This window comes from Streptomyces sp. NPDC004667 (assembly GCF_040609475.1).
Classification (GTDB): Bacteria; Actinomycetota; Actinomycetes; order Streptomycetales; family Streptomycetaceae; genus Streptomyces.
In genome coordinates, this window is the sequence record NZ_JBEXKC010000024.1 from 39,061 (window position 1) to 54,430 (window position 15,370).

At 69.5% G+C, this 15,370-nt stretch carries 14 protein-coding genes; 4 read left to right on the plus strand and 10 right to left on the minus strand.

Going from position 1 to position 15,370, the window contains the following annotated elements; genetic code table 11:
• Positions 1-76: 76 nt before the first annotated feature.
• The 5 genes from trpD to ABZW32_RS16135 form a co-directional block, all read right to left on the minus strand.
• Positions 77-1,141: an anthranilate phosphoribosyltransferase gene (gene trpD / locus ABZW32_RS16115; protein WP_356216005.1), complete on the minus strand. Its 1,065-nt coding sequence runs from the start codon at positions 1,139-1,141 to the stop codon at positions 77-79.
• Positions 1,142-1,306: 165 nt separating this feature from the next.
• On the minus strand, positions 1,307-2,938 hold the full coding sequence (locus ABZW32_RS16120) for a cytochrome bc complex cytochrome b subunit (RefSeq protein ID WP_356216008.1): 1,632 nt from the start codon (positions 2,936-2,938) through the stop codon (positions 1,307-1,309).
• Positions 2,935-3,993 (minus strand): Rieske 2Fe-2S domain-containing protein, encoded by a 1,059-nt coding sequence (locus ABZW32_RS16125; protein ID WP_356216011.1) that lies wholly within the window; start codon positions 3,991-3,993, stop codon positions 2,935-2,937. Before ABZW32_RS16125 ends, ABZW32_RS16120 begins: the two co-directional genes overlap by 4 nt.
• Complete coding sequence (locus ABZW32_RS16130) at positions 3,990-4,799, minus strand: c-type cytochrome (RefSeq protein WP_356216014.1); 810 nt, start codon at positions 4,797-4,799, stop codon at positions 3,990-3,992. Before ABZW32_RS16130 ends, ABZW32_RS16125 begins: the two co-directional genes overlap by 4 nt.
• A 77-nt stretch (positions 4,800-4,876) precedes the next feature.
• On the minus strand, positions 4,877-5,497 hold the full coding sequence (locus tag ABZW32_RS16135; protein WP_030233195.1) for a heme-copper oxidase subunit III: 621 nt from the start codon (positions 5,495-5,497) through the stop codon (positions 4,877-4,879).
• Between the two features lie 199 nt (positions 5,498-5,696).
• On the opposite strand from ABZW32_RS16135, the gene ABZW32_RS16140 reads away from it, so the two are divergent.
• Positions 5,697-6,101, plus strand: a complete 405-nt coding sequence (locus tag ABZW32_RS16140) for a hypothetical protein (RefSeq protein WP_285522752.1) — start codon at positions 5,697-5,699, stop codon at positions 6,099-6,101.
• Positions 6,102-6,281: 180 nt separating this feature from the next.
• Here ABZW32_RS16140 and ABZW32_RS16145 read toward each other — a convergent pair whose 3' ends face one another.
• The 4 genes from ABZW32_RS16145 to coxB all read right to left on the minus strand — a co-directional run bounded on the left by ABZW32_RS16145 (position 6,282) and on the right by coxB (position 10,748).
• On the minus strand, positions 6,282-7,529 hold the full coding sequence (locus ABZW32_RS16145) for an Ig-like domain-containing protein (RefSeq protein WP_356216018.1): 1,248 nt from the start codon (positions 7,527-7,529) through the stop codon (positions 6,282-6,284).
• A gap of 125 nt (positions 7,530-7,654) precedes the next feature.
• On the minus strand, positions 7,655-8,053 hold the full coding sequence (locus tag ABZW32_RS16150) for a cytochrome c oxidase subunit 4 (RefSeq protein WP_030233183.1): 399 nt from the start codon (positions 8,051-8,053) through the stop codon (positions 7,655-7,657).
• The gene (gene ctaD / locus ABZW32_RS16155) at positions 8,050-9,780 is read right to left on the minus strand and encodes a cytochrome c oxidase subunit I (protein ID WP_356216021.1); all 1,731 of its coding nucleotides are present in this window, start codon (positions 9,778-9,780) and stop codon (positions 8,050-8,052) included. Before ctaD ends, ABZW32_RS16150 begins: the two co-directional genes overlap by 4 nt.
• The gene (coxB, locus tag ABZW32_RS16160; RefSeq protein WP_356216024.1) at positions 9,777-10,748 is read right to left on the minus strand and encodes a cytochrome c oxidase subunit II; all 972 of its coding nucleotides are present in this window, start codon (positions 10,746-10,748) and stop codon (positions 9,777-9,779) included. Before coxB ends, ctaD begins: the two co-directional genes overlap by 4 nt.
• 283 nt (positions 10,749-11,031) lie before the next feature.
• Here coxB and ABZW32_RS16165 point away from each other — a divergent pair, with 283 nt between their 5' ends.
• A complete protein-coding gene (locus tag ABZW32_RS16165; RefSeq protein WP_356216027.1) occupies positions 11,032-12,411 on the plus strand; it encodes an aminotransferase class V-fold PLP-dependent enzyme in 1,380 nt (459 codons plus the stop codon).
• Between the two features lie 65 nt (positions 12,412-12,476).
• Here the strand turns inward: ABZW32_RS16165 and ABZW32_RS16170 are convergent, their stop codons facing one another.
• On the minus strand, positions 12,477-13,454 hold the full coding sequence (locus ABZW32_RS16170) for a carbohydrate kinase family protein (protein WP_356216030.1): 978 nt from the start codon (positions 13,452-13,454) through the stop codon (positions 12,477-12,479).
• A 132-nt stretch (positions 13,455-13,586) separates the two neighbouring features.
• Between ABZW32_RS16170 and ABZW32_RS16175 the strand changes: the two genes are divergently transcribed.
• Together ABZW32_RS16175 and ABZW32_RS16180 are read left to right on the plus strand one after the other, a co-directional pair.
• Positions 13,587-13,802, plus strand: a complete 216-nt coding sequence (locus ABZW32_RS16175) for a hypothetical protein (RefSeq protein WP_356216032.1) — start codon at positions 13,587-13,589, stop codon at positions 13,800-13,802.
• Between the two features lie 82 nt (positions 13,803-13,884).
• Positions 13,885-15,357 (plus strand): hypothetical protein, encoded by a 1,473-nt coding sequence (locus tag ABZW32_RS16180; RefSeq protein ID WP_356216034.1) that lies wholly within the window; start codon positions 13,885-13,887, stop codon positions 15,355-15,357.
• The last annotated feature ends 13 nt before the right edge of the window (positions 15,358-15,370 follow it).

Consider the following 15,370-nt stretch of genomic DNA (forward strand, 5'->3'; position numbering starts at 1 on the left):
TCGGCCGCTGGCGGCCTCCCGGGCTTCGCCCGGCTGCGCCGGCCTCCGGCCGCCGGGGGTGCCGTGCAGGGGGCGGCTACGCGTTGCTGGCGGCCGCCCAGCGCTCCAGGGCCGCGCGGGCCGCGCCCGAGTCGATGGACTCGGCCGCCCGCGCGATGCCGGCCGACAGCTGCTCCTCCAGGGACCCGCTGCCCGGGTCCAGCGCCACCAGGGCCGCCGCCGAGTTCAGCAGGACGGCCTCGCGCACGGGGCCCGTCTCGCCGGCCAGCAGCCGGCGGGCGACGTCCGCGTTGTAGGAGGGGTCCTCGCCGCGGAGGGCGGAGACGTCCACGATGGGGATCCCGATGTCACGCGGGTCGAACGCATGCTCGGTGACCGCGCCGTCGCGGACCCACCACACCCGGGAGGTGGCCGTCGTGGTGAGTTCGTCCATGCCGTCGTCGCCCCGGAAGACCAGTGCCGAGGAGCCTCGCTCCGCGAGCACCCCGGCCACGATGGGGGCGACCCGGGCGTCGGCCACGCCCGTGGCCTGTGCGCGGACCTTCGCCGGGTTGGTCAGCGGGCCGAGGAAGTTGAAGGTGGTGCGGATGCCCAGCTCCTTGCGGGCCGCCGCCACGTGCCGCAGCGCGGGGTGGAACTTCACCGCGAAGCAGAAGGTGATGCCCGCCTCCTCGGCGACCTCCACCACCCGGGCCGGGGCGAGGTTCAGGTTGACGCCGAGCTTCTCCAGCACGTCCGAGGAGCCGCTCGCGGAGGACGCCGCCCGGTTGCCGTGCTTGACCACCTTCGCGCCGGTTCCGGCCACCACGAGGGCCGACATCGTGGAGATGTTGACGGTCTTGGCGCCGTCCCCGCCCGTGCCGACGATGTCCACCGTCCGGCCCGGGACCTCGATCAGATTGGCGTGATCGTACATGGCACGCACCATGCCGTTGATCTCCGCGACGGTCTCCCCCTTGGCCCGCAGGGCCACCATGAAACCGGCGATCTGCGCGTCCGTGGCCTCGCCCCGCATGATCCGGTCCATCGCCCAGGCGGTGTCGTCCGCACCGAGGTCCTGGCCGGTCAGGAGGGCGTCGAGGAGGCCCGGCCAGCCACGGGCCGCCACGCTGTCGCCGCCTGCCGGGGTCACAACGTTCATGGTCCGCTCCTGCTGCTCGGAAAAGTTCCACGTCGAATGGGGAAGGATCTCAGCCTATCCAGCCCCGGAGACGGCGAAGAGCCCCGTCCAGACACTGGACGGGGCTCTCACCGTGGCGACACCAGGATTGGCCGAAACCGATCCCTCAAGCTGTCATACCGGAGATCAGTGGTGGCCGTGGCCGCTCTGGATCTCCTTGTACTCCTCCGCCGTGGGCTTCGGAATCTGGGTGTTCTCCCCGTAGAAGCCCTTGCTGAGCTTCGCGCGGAGCTTCTCGCCGGCCTTCACCTTGCGCTCGACGCCGTTCTCGTCGACCGTCGGGCCGATCTCGATCGGCTCGTACTGCGTGTGCGAGGTGAGGGTGTGCAGCTTGCCCTGCGGGAGCGGCTCGTGGATCTCGACGAACTCACCGTGCGGCAGGCGCTTGATGATGCCGGTCTCGCGACCGTGCAGCACCTTGTCGTGGTCCCGGCGCTGGAGGCCGAGGCAGATCCGCTTGGTGATCACGAAGGCGATGACCGGGCCCACGAAGAAGCCGATCCGCGCGAACCACGTGATCGAGTTGATCGACAGGTGGAAGTACTGCGCGAACATGTCGTTGCCACCGGCGATCAGCAGGATCACGTACCAGGTGAGCCAGGCGACGCCGAAGGCCGTACGGGTCGGGACGTTGCGCGGGCGGTCCAGGATGTGGTGCTCGTTGTTGTCCTTGGTGACCCAGGCCTCGATGAACGGGTACACCGCGATCGTGGCGAGGACCAGCGGGAAGATCACCAGCGGGACGAACACGCCCAGGACCAGCGTGTGGCCCCAGAGGTTGATCTCCCAGCCCGGCATGGCACGGATGAGGCCCTCGGAGAAGCCCATGTACCAGTCGGGCTGCGCACCGGTGGACACGTGGTCCGGGCGGTACGGGCCGAGCGCCCAGATCGGGTTGATCGACGCGAGCGCCGCGATGGCCGCGATCACACCGAAGACCAGGAAGAAGAAGCCTCCGGCCTTGGCCATGTAGACCGGCAGCAGCGGCATGCCGACGACGTTGTTGTTCGTCTTGCCGGGACCCGCGAACTGGGTGTGCTTGTGGTAGAAGACCAGGATCAGGTGGGCCACCAGCAGGCCCATCATGATGCCGGGCAGCAGCAGGATGTGGATCGAGTAGAACCGGGCGACGAAGTCGCCGCCGGGGAACTCGCCGCCGAAGAGGAAGAACGACAGGTACGTGCCGACGACCGGCACGGACAGGATCGCGCCCTCCATGAAGCGGACACCGGTACCCGAGAGCAGGTCGTCCGGCAGGGAGTAACCGGTGAAACCGGTGAACATGCCGAGGACCAGCAGCAGGAAGCCGAAGACCCAGTTGACCTCGCGCGGCTTGCGGAAGGCACCCGTGAAGAACACGCGCATCATGTGCACGAGCATGGCCGCGACGAAGATCAGCGCCGCCCAGTGGTGGATCTGCCGGATGAGCAGACCGCCGCGGACGTCGAAGCTGATGTCCAGGGTCGAGGCGAAGGCCTCGGACATCTGGACACCCTGCATCGGCACGTACGAGCCGTGGTACACGACCTCGTTCATGCTCGGGTGGAAGAACAGCGTCAGGTACACACCCGTGAGGATGATGATGATGAAGCTGTAGAGGCAGATCTCACCCAGCATGAAGGACCAGTGGTCCGGGAAGATCTTGCGCATGTTGGACTTGGCCAGGCTGTAGATGCCCAGGCGGCCGTCCGCCCAGTCGGCTACGCGCTCGCCGGCCGGCGCTTTGCGCGCCGTGGTGGATTCGGTGGCAGTGCTCATCCGCGCTCCCAGAAAGCAGGACCGACGGGCTCTTCGAAGTCGCCGTGCGCTTCGAGGAAGCCTTCGTCATTCACGCCGATCCGCAGCTGCGGAAGCGCGTGACCGGCCGGGCCGAAGATGACTCGGGCGCCGTCGGAAAGGTCGAAGGTGGACTGGTGGCACGGGCAGAGCACGTGGTGCGTCTGCTGCTCGTACAGGCTGATCGGGCAGCCGACGTGGGTGCAGATCTTGGAGTAGGCCACGATGCCCTCGTGGGACCACTCCAGCTCCTGCTTGTCCTTGATGTCCTCCGGCTTGATGCGGACGATCATCAGGGCGGCCTTGGCGATCTGCGTCTGGAAGTCGTGCTGCTCCTCCTCCAGGCCTTCCGGCCGGGCGAAGGTCAGCGACCCGACGAGCACGTCCTCGGGACGCAGCGGCTCGTTCGTGTTGTCGTTGATCAGCAGCTTGCCCTTGGCCCACACGGTCTTGCGCAGCTTGACCTCGGGCAGCGGGCCCAGGTCGCGCAGCAGCATGACGCCGGCGAGCGGCACCATGGCCATCGCGCCGAGCATCGTGTTGCGGATCAGCGGGCGGCGGGCGATGCCCGACTCGTTCGCACCGTCGGCGAAGTCCTGGAGGACCTTCGCCTTGACCTCCGCCGGCGCCGCGATCTCGTGGCGGTCGTCGGCGACCTCGACGTCGGACATCAGGGTGCGGGCCCAGTGGACCGCGCCCGCGCCGATGCAGAAGAGGGCCGTGCCCAGGGTCAGACCGAGCGCGAAGTTCAGCGCGCTCACCTTCCCGATCGGGAAGATGAAGACGATCTTGTCGACCGGGAGGGTCACGTACGAGACGATGAAGCCGATCGTGGCCAGCATCGACAGCGTGAACAGCATCGCGACCGTACGCTCGGACCGCTTGGCGGCCCGCTCGTCGATGTCCTGGATGCGCGGCTTGTGGACCGGAAGGCCCGGGTCTGCGAACGGGTCGTCCGCGACCGCTACGCCACCGTGGTGCGCGTCGCCCTGCTCACTCGGCAGGTGCTTCTCTTCGGGAATGTCTTGGCTACTCATGACTTCTTGGCCTTAGCGGTGTGGGCCGCGACCCAGACGGCGACAGCGATCAGCGCACCCAGACCGAAGATCCAGCCGAACAGACCCTCGGAGACGGGGCCGAGGCCGCCGAGCTTGAGGCCACCGGGGCTGGTCGACTTCTCGCCGTTGACGTTCTGGAGGTACGCGATGATGTCCTTCTTCTGCTTCTCCGGCATGGTGCTGTCGGGGAAGGAGGGCATGTTCTGCGGGCCGGTGAGCATGGCCTCGTAGATGTGCTTCGGCTCGACGCCGTCCAGGTTCGGGGCGTACTTGCCGAGCGTCAGGGCGCCGCCCTCGCCGGTGAAGTTGTGGCACTGCGCGCAGTTGTTGCGGAAGAGCACACCACCGTTGGCGATGTCGGCACCGGCCGGGTCGTACTGCTTCTCGGTGGGCGTGATCGGGCCGGCACCGAGCGACGCGACGTACGCGGCGAGCTGGTCGATCTGGGCCTGGGAGTAGATGACCGGCTTCCTCGGCACCTGGGCGCCGGGCTGCTGGGCGGGCATGCGGCCCGTGCTCACCTGGAAGTCGACGGCCGCGGAGCCGACGCCGACCAGGCTGGGGCCGTCAGTGGAACCCTGACCGCCGGTTCCGTGGCAGCTTGCGCAACCCACGGCGTAGAGCTTCTTGCCCTCCTCGATGGCGAGGGACTGGGCGGTTTCATCGGCCTGCGCCTTGCCAGCGGGCGCGAAGGCGGCGTACAGCCCCCCAGTGACCGCCAGCGCGAAGAGTAGAACGACGACCGCCGCCAGCGGATGGCGTCGTCGTGCGGAGAGCTTTTTCACGGATTACCCCGGTGTCAGGATCTTCTGCGTCGGTGTTTCTGGATGGAGTGCCGGGGCGGTGCCCGGCGACGTGTTCGCTACTTGATCAGGTAGATCGTGGCGAAGAGGCCGATCCAGACGACATCGACGAAGTGCCAGTAGTAGGACACGACGATGGCCGACGTGGCCTGTTCGTGGGTGAACCTCTTGGCCGCGTACGTCCGGCCGAGGACCAGCAGGAAGGCGATGAGACCGCCCGTCACGTGCAGACCGTGGAAGCCGGTGGTCAGGTAGAAGACCGAGCCGTACGGGCCTGACGAGAGAGACAAGCCCTCGTGCTTGACCAGCTCGGTGTACTCGAACACCTGGCCGCCAATGAAGATCGCACCCATGACGAACGTGATGATGAACCACGTCCGGAGCTTCTTCACGTCACCGCGCTCGGCGGCGAATACGCCGAGCTGGCAGGTGAGCGAGGAGAGCACCAGGATCGTTGTGTTCGTCGCCGAGAAGGGCAGATTCAAGGCCGAAGCCTGTTCTGTCCAGTACTCGGCGCCTGTCACGGATCGCAGGGTGAAGTACATCGCGAAGAGGGCCGCGAAGAACATCAGCTCGGAACTCAACCAGATGATGGTTCCGACGCTGACGAGGTTCGGCCGGTTGACCGTCGGGTGCGCGTGCCCGGTATCTACTGTCGTTGCTGTCGCCACGACCGACATTATGTCGGTCGCTTATCCCGCCCTCACCCCGGGGGGTGCCGTTCGGAGTGTCAGGGGCGTGTGCAAGGCCCGAACGGCCCATCAGATCCCCCTCCCGGCGTCTTGCGCGAGGCTGCCGGAACCGATGTTGACGACCGGTCGGACGGAGTAGCATCCCGCGCAACATCAACGTGATTCACGTGACACGTGGAGGAACGAAATGCGGGCGACTGCACGGGTTCTGGTCTACAGCGACGACGCGGGCACCCGGGAGCAGGTGCGGCTGGCGGCCGGGCGCAGGCCGGCGGCCGACCTGCCGCCGGTGGAGTTCCTGGAGTGCGCGACGCTTCCGGCGGTCCTCAAGGAGCTGGACGCGGGCGGCATCGACGCCTGCGTGCTGGACGGGGAGGCCGTTCCCGCCGGGGGCATGGGCGTGTGCCGGCAGATCAAGGACGAGATCTTCCGGTGTCCCCCGGTGCTGCTGCTGATGGGGCGCCCCCAGGACGCCTGGCTGGCCACCTGGAGCCGCGCGGACGCCGCCGTCACCCTTCCGGTGGACCCGGTCGAGTTCCCGGAGGCCCTCGCGCGCGTCCTGCGGGCCCGCCTGGCCTCCAGCGCCGCCTGAGCGATCCTCTTTCGGGTCGGCTTCGCCTCCGGGGCCGCCGATGTCGGCTCCAGGCGGGCGTGCGTCCTCAGGATTCGCTCGTTCCTCGCGAATCCCTCCGGGCGCTCGCCCGCCTTCGCCGACGCGGCCCCTTCGGCTCAGCCGACCCTGGGGGCTGCGGAGGGGGCGTTGCCGGGCTCGCTAGACCTGGGGCCGCAGGCGGGCCTGGTCCATGGGGTTGCGGCCTTCCTGGGTGCCCTTCAGGAGGGCGCTGCCCTCGCGCCAGTCCTTCCAGTCCATGTTCCAGTCGCCGTAGCCGTTCCCGAAGGTGTCCATGTCGTCGCCGATGCTGTTGATCACACGGACGATGTCGCCCTCGGTGATGTTCTCGTAGAACCAGGCGGCGTTGCCGGTGCTCATGCCGGTGCACCCGTGGCTGACGTTCTCGTAGCCCTGGGAGCCGACCGACCACGGCGCGGCGTGGACGTACTCGCCGCTCCACGTCACGCGGGTGGCGTAGTAGACGGGCAGGTTGTAGTACTCGCTGCCGCCGATGCCGACGGTGTCGCCGCGCATCTGGACGAAGTACTGCTTGCCCAGGACCACCTTGACCCCGTTGCGGGTGGAGAAGCCGGGCTTTCCGGTGGTCACCGGAATGGTGTTGATCACTTCTCCGTTGCGCTTGAACGTGAGGTAGTGCGAGGAGGCGTCCGTGGTGACCTCGACCCGGTCCCCGATCTCCAGCTTCAGCGGCTTGGAGGCGGCTCCGTGGAGCTCGTCGGAGATCTTGACGCCCTCCAGGTTGCTCTGCACGGAGACGGTGGAGTTGGCGGGCCAGTACTCCTTCGGGCGGTAGTGCAGGTTCTTGTCGTCCACCCAGTACCAGGCGCCCTCGACCTTGTCCGGCGTGTCGACGACCAGGGCCCGTTCGATGATGGCGCGGGCGGCCTTGTCCTTGACCGGCTCGTTGAGTTCGGCCGTGATGGGCTGTCCGACGCCGTACTTGCCCTCGTCCGGGCCGAATTCGACCTTGAGGACCTTCTTGGCCGGGGTGGTGTCGAAAGCCAGCGTGCGCTGCCCTGGAGCGCCGCGTTCGTCCTCCGTGCTCACGGTGACCGTGTAGCGCACGCCCGCGGCCATGGGGACGGTGCTGTGCCAGCGGTCGCCCTTGGCGGAGAGTTCGCCCGCCAGACGCCGTCCGTGGGTGTCCACGGCCATCACGTCGGTGATGCGCGCCGTCGTGCCCTTGACGGTGACTTCCAGCGGCTTGTCGGGGTCGGCGGGGCGTCCGCCGGTGGCCTGGTTGAAGGCGACGTGCTCGCCCGCGTCGTACGGGCGGACAGACAGCGGGTTCTTCTCGCCGGACCCGCATGCGGTGGCGCCGGCCCCGAGGGACGCGACCAGCACCGAGCAGCTGAGTACCGTCCAAAGACGCGGTGAGTGGTTCATGGGGCCAACGCTATGAAGATATGACAAATACGGCGCGCGGGGTGACTGCAAACGAGGCAAACGAAGGGCCCGGACTCCTCCGAAAAGGTGTCCGGGCCCCTCAGGTCCTGCTGTACGGCCGCGACCTACTGGTTCGCGTTCTCACCGCGGTAGTACTCGTACACCCAGCCCCACAGACCGATCAGGATCAGCGGCGCCGAGAAGTACATCAGCCACCAGCCGAAGATGACGCCCATGAAGGCGAAGGCGCCACCGACGGCCAGCGAGAGCGGCTGCCAGCTGTGCGGGGAGAAGAACCCCAGCTCGCCCGCCTCGTCGGCGACCTCGGCCTCCAGGTTGTCCTGGGCCATCTCGTCCACGCGCTTGGCCGTGAAGGCCAGGTAGTAGCCGATCATGGCGCTCAGGCCGAAGGCCAGCGCGAGAGCGGTGGTGCCGACCGGCTCCTTCGACCAGACGCCGTACACGACGGTCATGATCAGGATGAAGGCGGCGAGCCAGAGGAACATCTTGCCCTGGATCTTCACTTGCCGGCCTCCTTGCCACCGGTGACGGCCTTGGTGCCGGCGCTGTGGTCCTCGAGGTGGTCGAGGGCCGCGATCTCCGGGTGGTGCAGGTCGAACGCCGGGGATTCGGAACGGATCCGCGGCAGGGTGAGGAAGTTGTGCCGCGGCGGCGGGCAGGAGGTCGCCCACTCCAGCGAACGGCCGTAGCCCCACGGGTCGTCGACCTCGATCTTCTTCCCGTACTTCGCCGTCTTCCAGACGTTGTACATGAAGGGCAGCATCGACAGGCCGAGCAGGAACGAGCTGATCGTGGAGATCGTGTTCAGCGTCGTGAAGCCGTCGGCGGCGAGGTAGTCCGCGTAACGACGCGGCATGCCCTCGACACCCAGCCAGTGCTGCACCAGGAAGGTGCCGTGGAAGCCGACGAACAGCGTCCAGAAGGTGATCTTGCCGAGGCGCTCGTCCAGCATCTTGCCCGTGAACTTCGGCCACCAGAAGTGGAAGCCGGAGAACATCGCGAAGACCACGGTGCCGAAGATGACGTAGTGGAAGTGCGCGACGACGAAGTACGAGTCGGAGACGTGGAAGTCCATCGGGGGCGAGGCCAGGATGACACCGGTCAGACCACCGAAGGTGAAGGTGATCAGGAAGCCGATGGCCCAGAGCATCGGGGTCTCGAAGGACAGCGAGCCCTTCCACATGGTGCCGATCCAGTTGAAGAACTTCACACCGGTCGGTACCGCGATCAGGAAGGTCATGAACGAGAAGAACGGCAGGAGCACGCCGCCGGTCACGTACATGTGGTGGGCCCACACGGTCACCGAGAGGCCGGCGATCGAGATCGTCGCCGCGATCAGACCGATGTAACCGAACATCGGCTTGCGGGAGAAGACCGGGATGACCTCGGAAATGATTCCGAAGAACGGTAGCGCGATGATGTACACCTCTGGGTGTCCGAAGAACCAGAAGAGGTGTTGCCACAGCAAGGCGCCGCCGTTGGCCGCGTCGAAGACGTGCGCACCGAACTTGCGGTCGGCCTCCAGCGCGAACAGCGCGGCGGCCAGCACCGGGAAGGCGAGCAGGACCAGGACACCGGTCAGCAGCACGTTCCAGGTGAAGATCGGCATGCGGAACATCGTCATGCCGGGAGCGCGCATGCAGATGATCGTGGTGATGAAGTTGACCGAGCCGAGGATCGTGCCGAAGCCCGAGAAGGCCAGACCCATGATCCACATGTCGGAGCCGATGCCCGGCGAGCGGACGGCGTCCGACAGCGGGGAGTAGGCGAACCAGCCGAAGTCGGCCGCACCCGAGGGGGTGACGAAGCCGGCCACCGCGATGGAGGAGCCGAAGAGGTACAGCCAGTACGCGAACATGTTCAGCCGCGGGAACGCCACGTCGGGCGCGCCGATCTGCAGCGGCATGATCCAGTTCGCGAAGCCGGCGAACAGCGGGGTGGCGAACATCAGCAGCATGATCGTGCCATGCATGGTGAAGGCCTGGTTGAACTGTTCGTTCGACATGATCTGCGTGCCCGGACGGGCCAGCTCGGCGCGCATGAAGAGCGCCATGATCCCGCCGATGATGAAGAACACGAACGACGTGACCAGGTACATCGTGCCGATGGTCTTGTGGTCGGTCGTGGTCAGCCACTTCACGACCACGTTGCCCGGCTGCTTGCGCCGCACCGGCAGCTCGTTCTCATACGAGTCGGCGGCGGCACCCTGGGATTCGTTGAGGATGCTCACAGTTTGTTCACTTCCGCATTCCGGGCCGGGTCAGTCTGCTTGATGCCGGCCGGGAGGAAGCCGGTCTGCCCCTTCTCCGCCAGCAGCTTCAGGTGCGCCCGGTACTCCTCCGGCGAGACGACCTTCACGTTGAAGAGCATCCGGGAGTGGTCGACACCGCAGAGCTCGGCGCACTTGCCCATGAAGATGCCCTCCTGCGAAGGAGTCACCTCGAAGACGTTGGTGTGGCCGGGGATGACGTCCTGCTTGAACAGGAAGGGCACCACCCAGAAGGAGTGGATGACGTCGTTCGACGACAGGATGAAGCGGACCTTCTCGCCCTTGGGGAGGTAGAGGGTCGGACCCGGGTTGTTGGTCTCCGGGTTCCGGTCGCCGGGGACGCCCTTCTCGTAGACGCCTTCGGCGCCCGCGGGGAAGTCCTTGGTGAAGCGGTCCGGAATGGAGGCGATCTCCTTGGGGACCTCGCCCGCCTTCGGGGTGGCCGCATCGCCGTCGACGTTCTCGACGTAGTTGAAGCCCCAGCTCCACTGGAAGCCGACCACGTTGATCGTGTGGGCCGGCTTGGTGAGGGCGAGCAGCTTCGACTCGTCACGCGCGGTGAAGTAGAAGAGCACCGAGACGATGATGAGCGGGACCACGGTGTACAGCGCCTCGATGGGCATGTTGTACCGGGTCTGCGCAGGGACCTCGATCTTCGTCCGGCTGCGCCGGTGGAAGATGATGCTCCAGATGATCAGGCCCCACACCAGGATGCCCGTGATGAGAGCGGCAGCCCACGACCCCTGCCACAGGGACAGGATGCGAGGCGCCTCCTCCGTGACCGGATAGGGCATTCCGAGGCGGGGGAAGTCTTGCCAGTTGTACGAGCAACCAGTGGCGGTCGCCAGGACCACGCCCGCAGTCAGCGCCTGCAGCAGCTTCCGCCGCATCGGGCGCCGCGGCGAGCGGTCGGAGCCGTAGGGACTCACGTAGCGCCTTCCCGAGAGTCTCGGCCCGCGCGGCCGGCCGCGGCCGTGTTCGGGTCGGTCGCCGGCCCTGACGCAGGCAGGGGTTTGGATGTTTATGCGGACCAAACCCTACTGGACGCTATTTGGGGTCGCGCGGGGAGGGTGCCCAACGCGCCGCTACTGCCCCCGAAGGGATGGATCCGCCGTACGGGGGACGGGCCATCCGGCCCTGAATGGCGGGCTCCGGACGACATCTGACGGCCCCTGACCCCGGCCGTCCGCGGCCTCCGGTTAGCGTGGCCGGATGCCCTACTTCGACACCGCCTCCGCCGCCCCGCTGCACCCCGTGGCCCGACAGGCGCTGCAGGCCGCCCTCGACGAGGGCTGGGCGGACCCGGCCCGACTGTACCGGGAGGGGCGGCGCGCCCGGCTGCTGCTGGACGCGGCGCGGGAGGCGGCGGCCGATGCCGTGGGATGCCGGGCCGACGAGCTCGTGTTCACCCCATCGGGGACGCACGCGGTTCACACGGGGGTGGCGGGGGCCCTGGCGGGGCGCCGGCGCGTCGGCGGTCAGCTGGTCGTATCGGCGGTCGAACACAGTTCTGTACTGCACGCGGCGGACGCGCACGCGGCGGCCGGGGGCACGGTGACGGAGGTTCCGGTCGACCGCCTCGGCGCCGTCTCGCCCGAGGGGTACGCGGCCGCCCTCGGCTCCGGCACCGCTCTGGCCTGCCTCCAGTCGGCCAACCACGAGGTGGGCACGGTCCAGCCGGTGGCGGAGGTCGCCGAGGTCTGCGCGGCCGCCGGGGTGCCGCTGCTCGTGGACGCGGCGCAGTCCCTGGGGTGGGGCCGGGTGGACGGCGCCTGGTCGCTCCTCGCGGCGAGCGCCCACAAGTGGGGCGGGCCGCCCGGGGTCGGGCTGCTCGCCGTCCGCAAGGGGGTCCGCTTCGCACCTCAAGGCCCCGCCGACGAAAGGGAGTCGGGCCGCTCCCCCGGCTTCGCCAACCTCCCCGCGATCGTCGCGGCGGCCGCCTCCCTGCGGGCGGTACGGGCCGAGGCCGAGGCCGAGGCGGCACGGCTGCGGGTGCTGGTCGACCGGATCCGGCGCCGGGTGGCCCGGCTGGTGCCGGACGTGGAGGTGGTGGGCGACGCCGAGCGCCGGCTCCCGCACCTGGTGACCTTCTCCTGCCTGTACGTGGACGGCGAGACCCTGCTCCACGAGCTGGACCGCGCCGGGTACTCGGTCTCCTCCGGGTCCTCCTGCACCAGCTCCACCCTGACCCCCAGTCACGTGCTGCGGGCGATGGGAGTGCTGTCGGAGGGGAACGTACGGGTGTCCCTGCCGACGGGGACCTCGGCGGACGAGGTCAACGGATTCCTGGAGGTGCTGCCGGGGGCGGTGGCCGGGATCCGCGAGAAGCTCGGCGCGGGCGAACCGGCGTCCGTCGCCCCCGTGGCGGACTCCCTGGAGCTCGACGCCCTCGGCCTGCGCTGCCCGCAGCCGGTGATCGAGCTCGCCCGCGCCATCGGACGGGTTCCGGTGGGCGGCACCGTCACCGTCCTGTCGGACGACGAGGTGGCCCGGCTGGACATCCCGGCGTGGTGCGCGATGCGGGGCCACGTCTACGTGGGCGAGTCGCCGCGCCCCGCGGGAACGGCGTACACGGTCCGCCGCACCGCCTGACGCCCGTCCGGCCCAGCCGGGCGGAGACGGGGAGGTCCCCGCCGCCGCCCCGCGCGGGATCCGGGTCAGCCGGGAAGGTGGGCGCGGACCTCGGAGGCCGCCGCCTCGCCGTAGGCCTTCGTGAAGCGCTCCATGAAGTGCGCCCGGGCCAGCGTGTACTCCTGGGTGCCCAGGGTCTCGATGACCAGCGTCGCGAGCATGCAGCCCAGCTGCGCCGCCCGCTCCAGCCCGACGCCCCAGCCGAGCCCCGTCAGGAACCCCGCGCGGAACGCGTCGCCGACACCGGTGGGGTCGACCTTCGCGGTCTCCTCCGGGCAGCCGACGACGACCGGCTCCTGCCCGGCCCGCTCGATGCGCACGCCCTGCGCGCCCAGCGTGGTCACGCGGGTGCCGACCTCGGCGAGGATCTCCTCGTCGGTCCAGCCGGACTTCGACTCGATGAGCCCCTTCTCGTACTCGTTCGAGAAGAGGTACGTCGCACCCTGCATCAGGGTGCGGATGTTCTCGCCGTCCATCCGCGCGATCTGCTGCGAGAAGTCGGCGGCGAAGGGGATCCCGCGCGTCCGGCACTCCTCCGTGTGGCGGAGCATCGCCTCGGGGTCGTCTGCGCCGATGAGGACGAGGTCCAGCCCGCCCACCCGGTCGGCGACGGCCTTCAGCTCGATCTGGCGGGCCTCGCTCATCGCGCCCGTGTAGAAGGAGCCGATCTGGTTGTGGTCGGAGTCCGTGGTGCAGACGAAGCGCGCGGTGTGCAGCACCTCGGAGATCCGCACCGACTCGGTGTCGACCCCGTGGCGGTCCAGCCAGGCGCGGTACTCGTCGAAGTCCGAGCCGGCCGCGCCGACCAGGATCGGGCGGCTTCCCAGCTGCCCCATGCCGAAGCAGATGTTCGGGCCGACGCCGCCCCGCCGTACGTCGAGGTTGTCGACGAGGAAGGAGAGGGAGACCGTGTGGAGCTGGTCCGCGACGAACTGGTCGGCGAAGCGGCCCGGGAAGGTCATGAGGTGGTCGGTGGCGATGGAGCCGGTGACTGCGATGCGCACGGCGTGGACGCTCCTGCGGAGGACGGCAAGGGGACATTCAAAACTACCCGGTCCACGCCGGTGCGCCGACCCGTCGAAACTACCCCGTAGTAGGACTTCCTTCGCCCGTATTGGCGTGCCTACCGTGCCCCCATGACCTATACCGATGGTTTCGGGTACGCAGAGCCCACCGCCGGCGCCCGCCCCGGCTTCGCCCGGCTGCTGGGCGACTGCGCCCGGATGGCGCCGCACTGGCCCGTCCCGTACGAGCCCCGCCCGGTCCGCGTCACGCCCTCGCAGATCCACGGCATCAGCGTCCCGCCCGCCTCGGCCCGGCTGATCGCCTCCACCGCCGCCTACGGGGACTGACGGCCACCGGGAGGGAACCGGTTTCGCGACCGCCGCGTCACACCCGCATCACGTACGGCGGGACACGCGAAGGAGCGATGCGGTGACCAGCGAACAACCCGACACATCACGCGCCACACGACGGCGGCCGGCCTGGGCCGTCGGCTCGATCGCGGCCGCCGTCCTGCTGGCCGGCGGTGGTACGGCGTACTGGGCGTCCACGGCCTACGGAGACGCCTCGGGCAGCGGAACCCGTACGAGTGACAGCGCGGCCGCCGCGCCCCGCCCCGCTGGGTCCCCGTCCGGGCCCGGCATCGCGCCCGGGGAGCCGGATCCGTCCGGCGGCGGGGTCACCTACCGCGCCGAGGGGCAGCTGCCGCCGGCCCCGGCGGGCGGGGCACCGTCCTTCGCGGCGTCCGGCGAGGTCTCCTCCGACGAGGTGGCCCGGCTCGCCCGGGCCCTGGGGATCTCCGGCGCGCCGCGCCTGAACGGCGAGCAGTGGCAGGCCGGGGAGACCGCCGACGGTTCGGGGCCCCGGCTCACGGTCACCCGCAAGGCTCCCGGGACCTGGAGCTTCTCCCGCTTCCAGGGCGGCGCCCCGAAGGGCGGCGGCGCCGGGGACGACTGCGTGCGCGGCAAGGACACCTGCGGCCCGGCCACCCTCCCCCAGGGTCCCGCCGAGGGGGCCGCGGCCGCCGGGTCGGACGCGGACGCGGGCGCGGGGCCGGTGTCCGAGGAGGCGGCCAGGGCGGCCGCGGCCCCGGTGCTGGCGGCCGCGGGTCAGGGCGACGCCAGGCAGGACGCCCGCCTGCTCCAGGGTTCCGTACGGGTGGTGAGCGCCGACCCGGTGGTGGGCGGGCTGCCCACCACCGGCTGGTCCACGCGCGTGAGCGTGGGCCCCGGCGCCGAGGTGGTGGCGGGCAGCGGCGAGCTCAAGGCCCCCGTCCGCGCGGGTGAGCAGCCGGTGGTCGGCGCCGACGAGGCGCTGGCCCGGCTCAACGCGGCCGGCAAGGGCGGCGACGGTACGGGTCCGGGCCCGAGCGGCTGCGCGACCTCCGTGCCGCTGACCCCGGACACGCCGACGGGCGCGACGGACACCCTGCCCTGCAACCCGGAGCCGCGTCCGATGAAGCCCCCGCGGACGGAGACCGTACGGGGGGCCGTGCTCGGGCTGACCCCGGGGACGGTCGACGGCGGACGGGGCCTGGTGCCGGCGTGGCTGTTCGAGGTGGCCGGCAAGGACGGCGCGCCGGGCCGCACGGTGGCCTCCCCGGCGGGCAAGGACGGCGGCGCCCCGGTGCCCCCGCAGGACAGGACCGCGCCCGCGTTCTCGTACGCGCAGGCCGACCGGAAGCTGACGGTGAACTTCTGGGGCGGGGTGTGCAGCACGTACGCCCTGGAGGCGCGGGAGGAGGCCGGGTCGGTGCTGGTGAAGGTCACGGAGAAGCCGAACCAGCCGGGGCAGGCCTGCATCACGCTGGCGCAGGAGATGACCGTGTCGGCCACGCTCCGCGAGCCGCTCGGCGACCGGAAGGTGGTCGACGCGACGACGGGCAAGACGCTCCCCCGCCAGTGAGGCGGTAGCCAGA

Bases quoted from the DNA above. Each gene is read 5' to 3' on its own strand.
- trpD (WP_356216005.1), bottom strand. From the start codon at position 1,141: ATGAACGTTGTGACCCCGGCAGGCGGCGACAGCGTGGCGGCCCGTGGC.
- ABZW32_RS16120 (WP_356216008.1), bottom strand. From the start codon at position 2,938: ATGAGCACTGCCACCGAATCCACCACGGCGCGCAAAGCGCCGGCCGGC.
- ABZW32_RS16125 (WP_356216011.1), bottom strand. From the start codon at position 3,993: ATGAGTAGCCAAGACATTCCCGAAGAGAAGCACCTGCCGAGTGAGCAG.
- ABZW32_RS16135 (WP_030233195.1), bottom strand. From the start codon at position 5,497: ATGTCGGTCGTGGCGACAGCAACGACAGTAGATACCGGGCACGCGCAC.
- ABZW32_RS16140 (WP_285522752.1), top strand. From the start codon at position 5,697: ATGCGGGCGACTGCACGGGTTCTGGTCTACAGCGACGACGCGGGCACC.
- ABZW32_RS16145 (WP_356216018.1), bottom strand. From the start codon at position 7,529: ATGAACCACTCACCGCGTCTTTGGACGGTACTCAGCTGCTCGGTGCTG.
- ABZW32_RS16165 (WP_356216027.1), top strand. From the start codon at position 11,032: ATGCCCTACTTCGACACCGCCTCCGCCGCCCCGCTGCACCCCGTGGCC.
- ABZW32_RS16175 (WP_356216032.1), top strand. From the start codon at position 13,587: ATGACCTATACCGATGGTTTCGGGTACGCAGAGCCCACCGCCGGCGCC.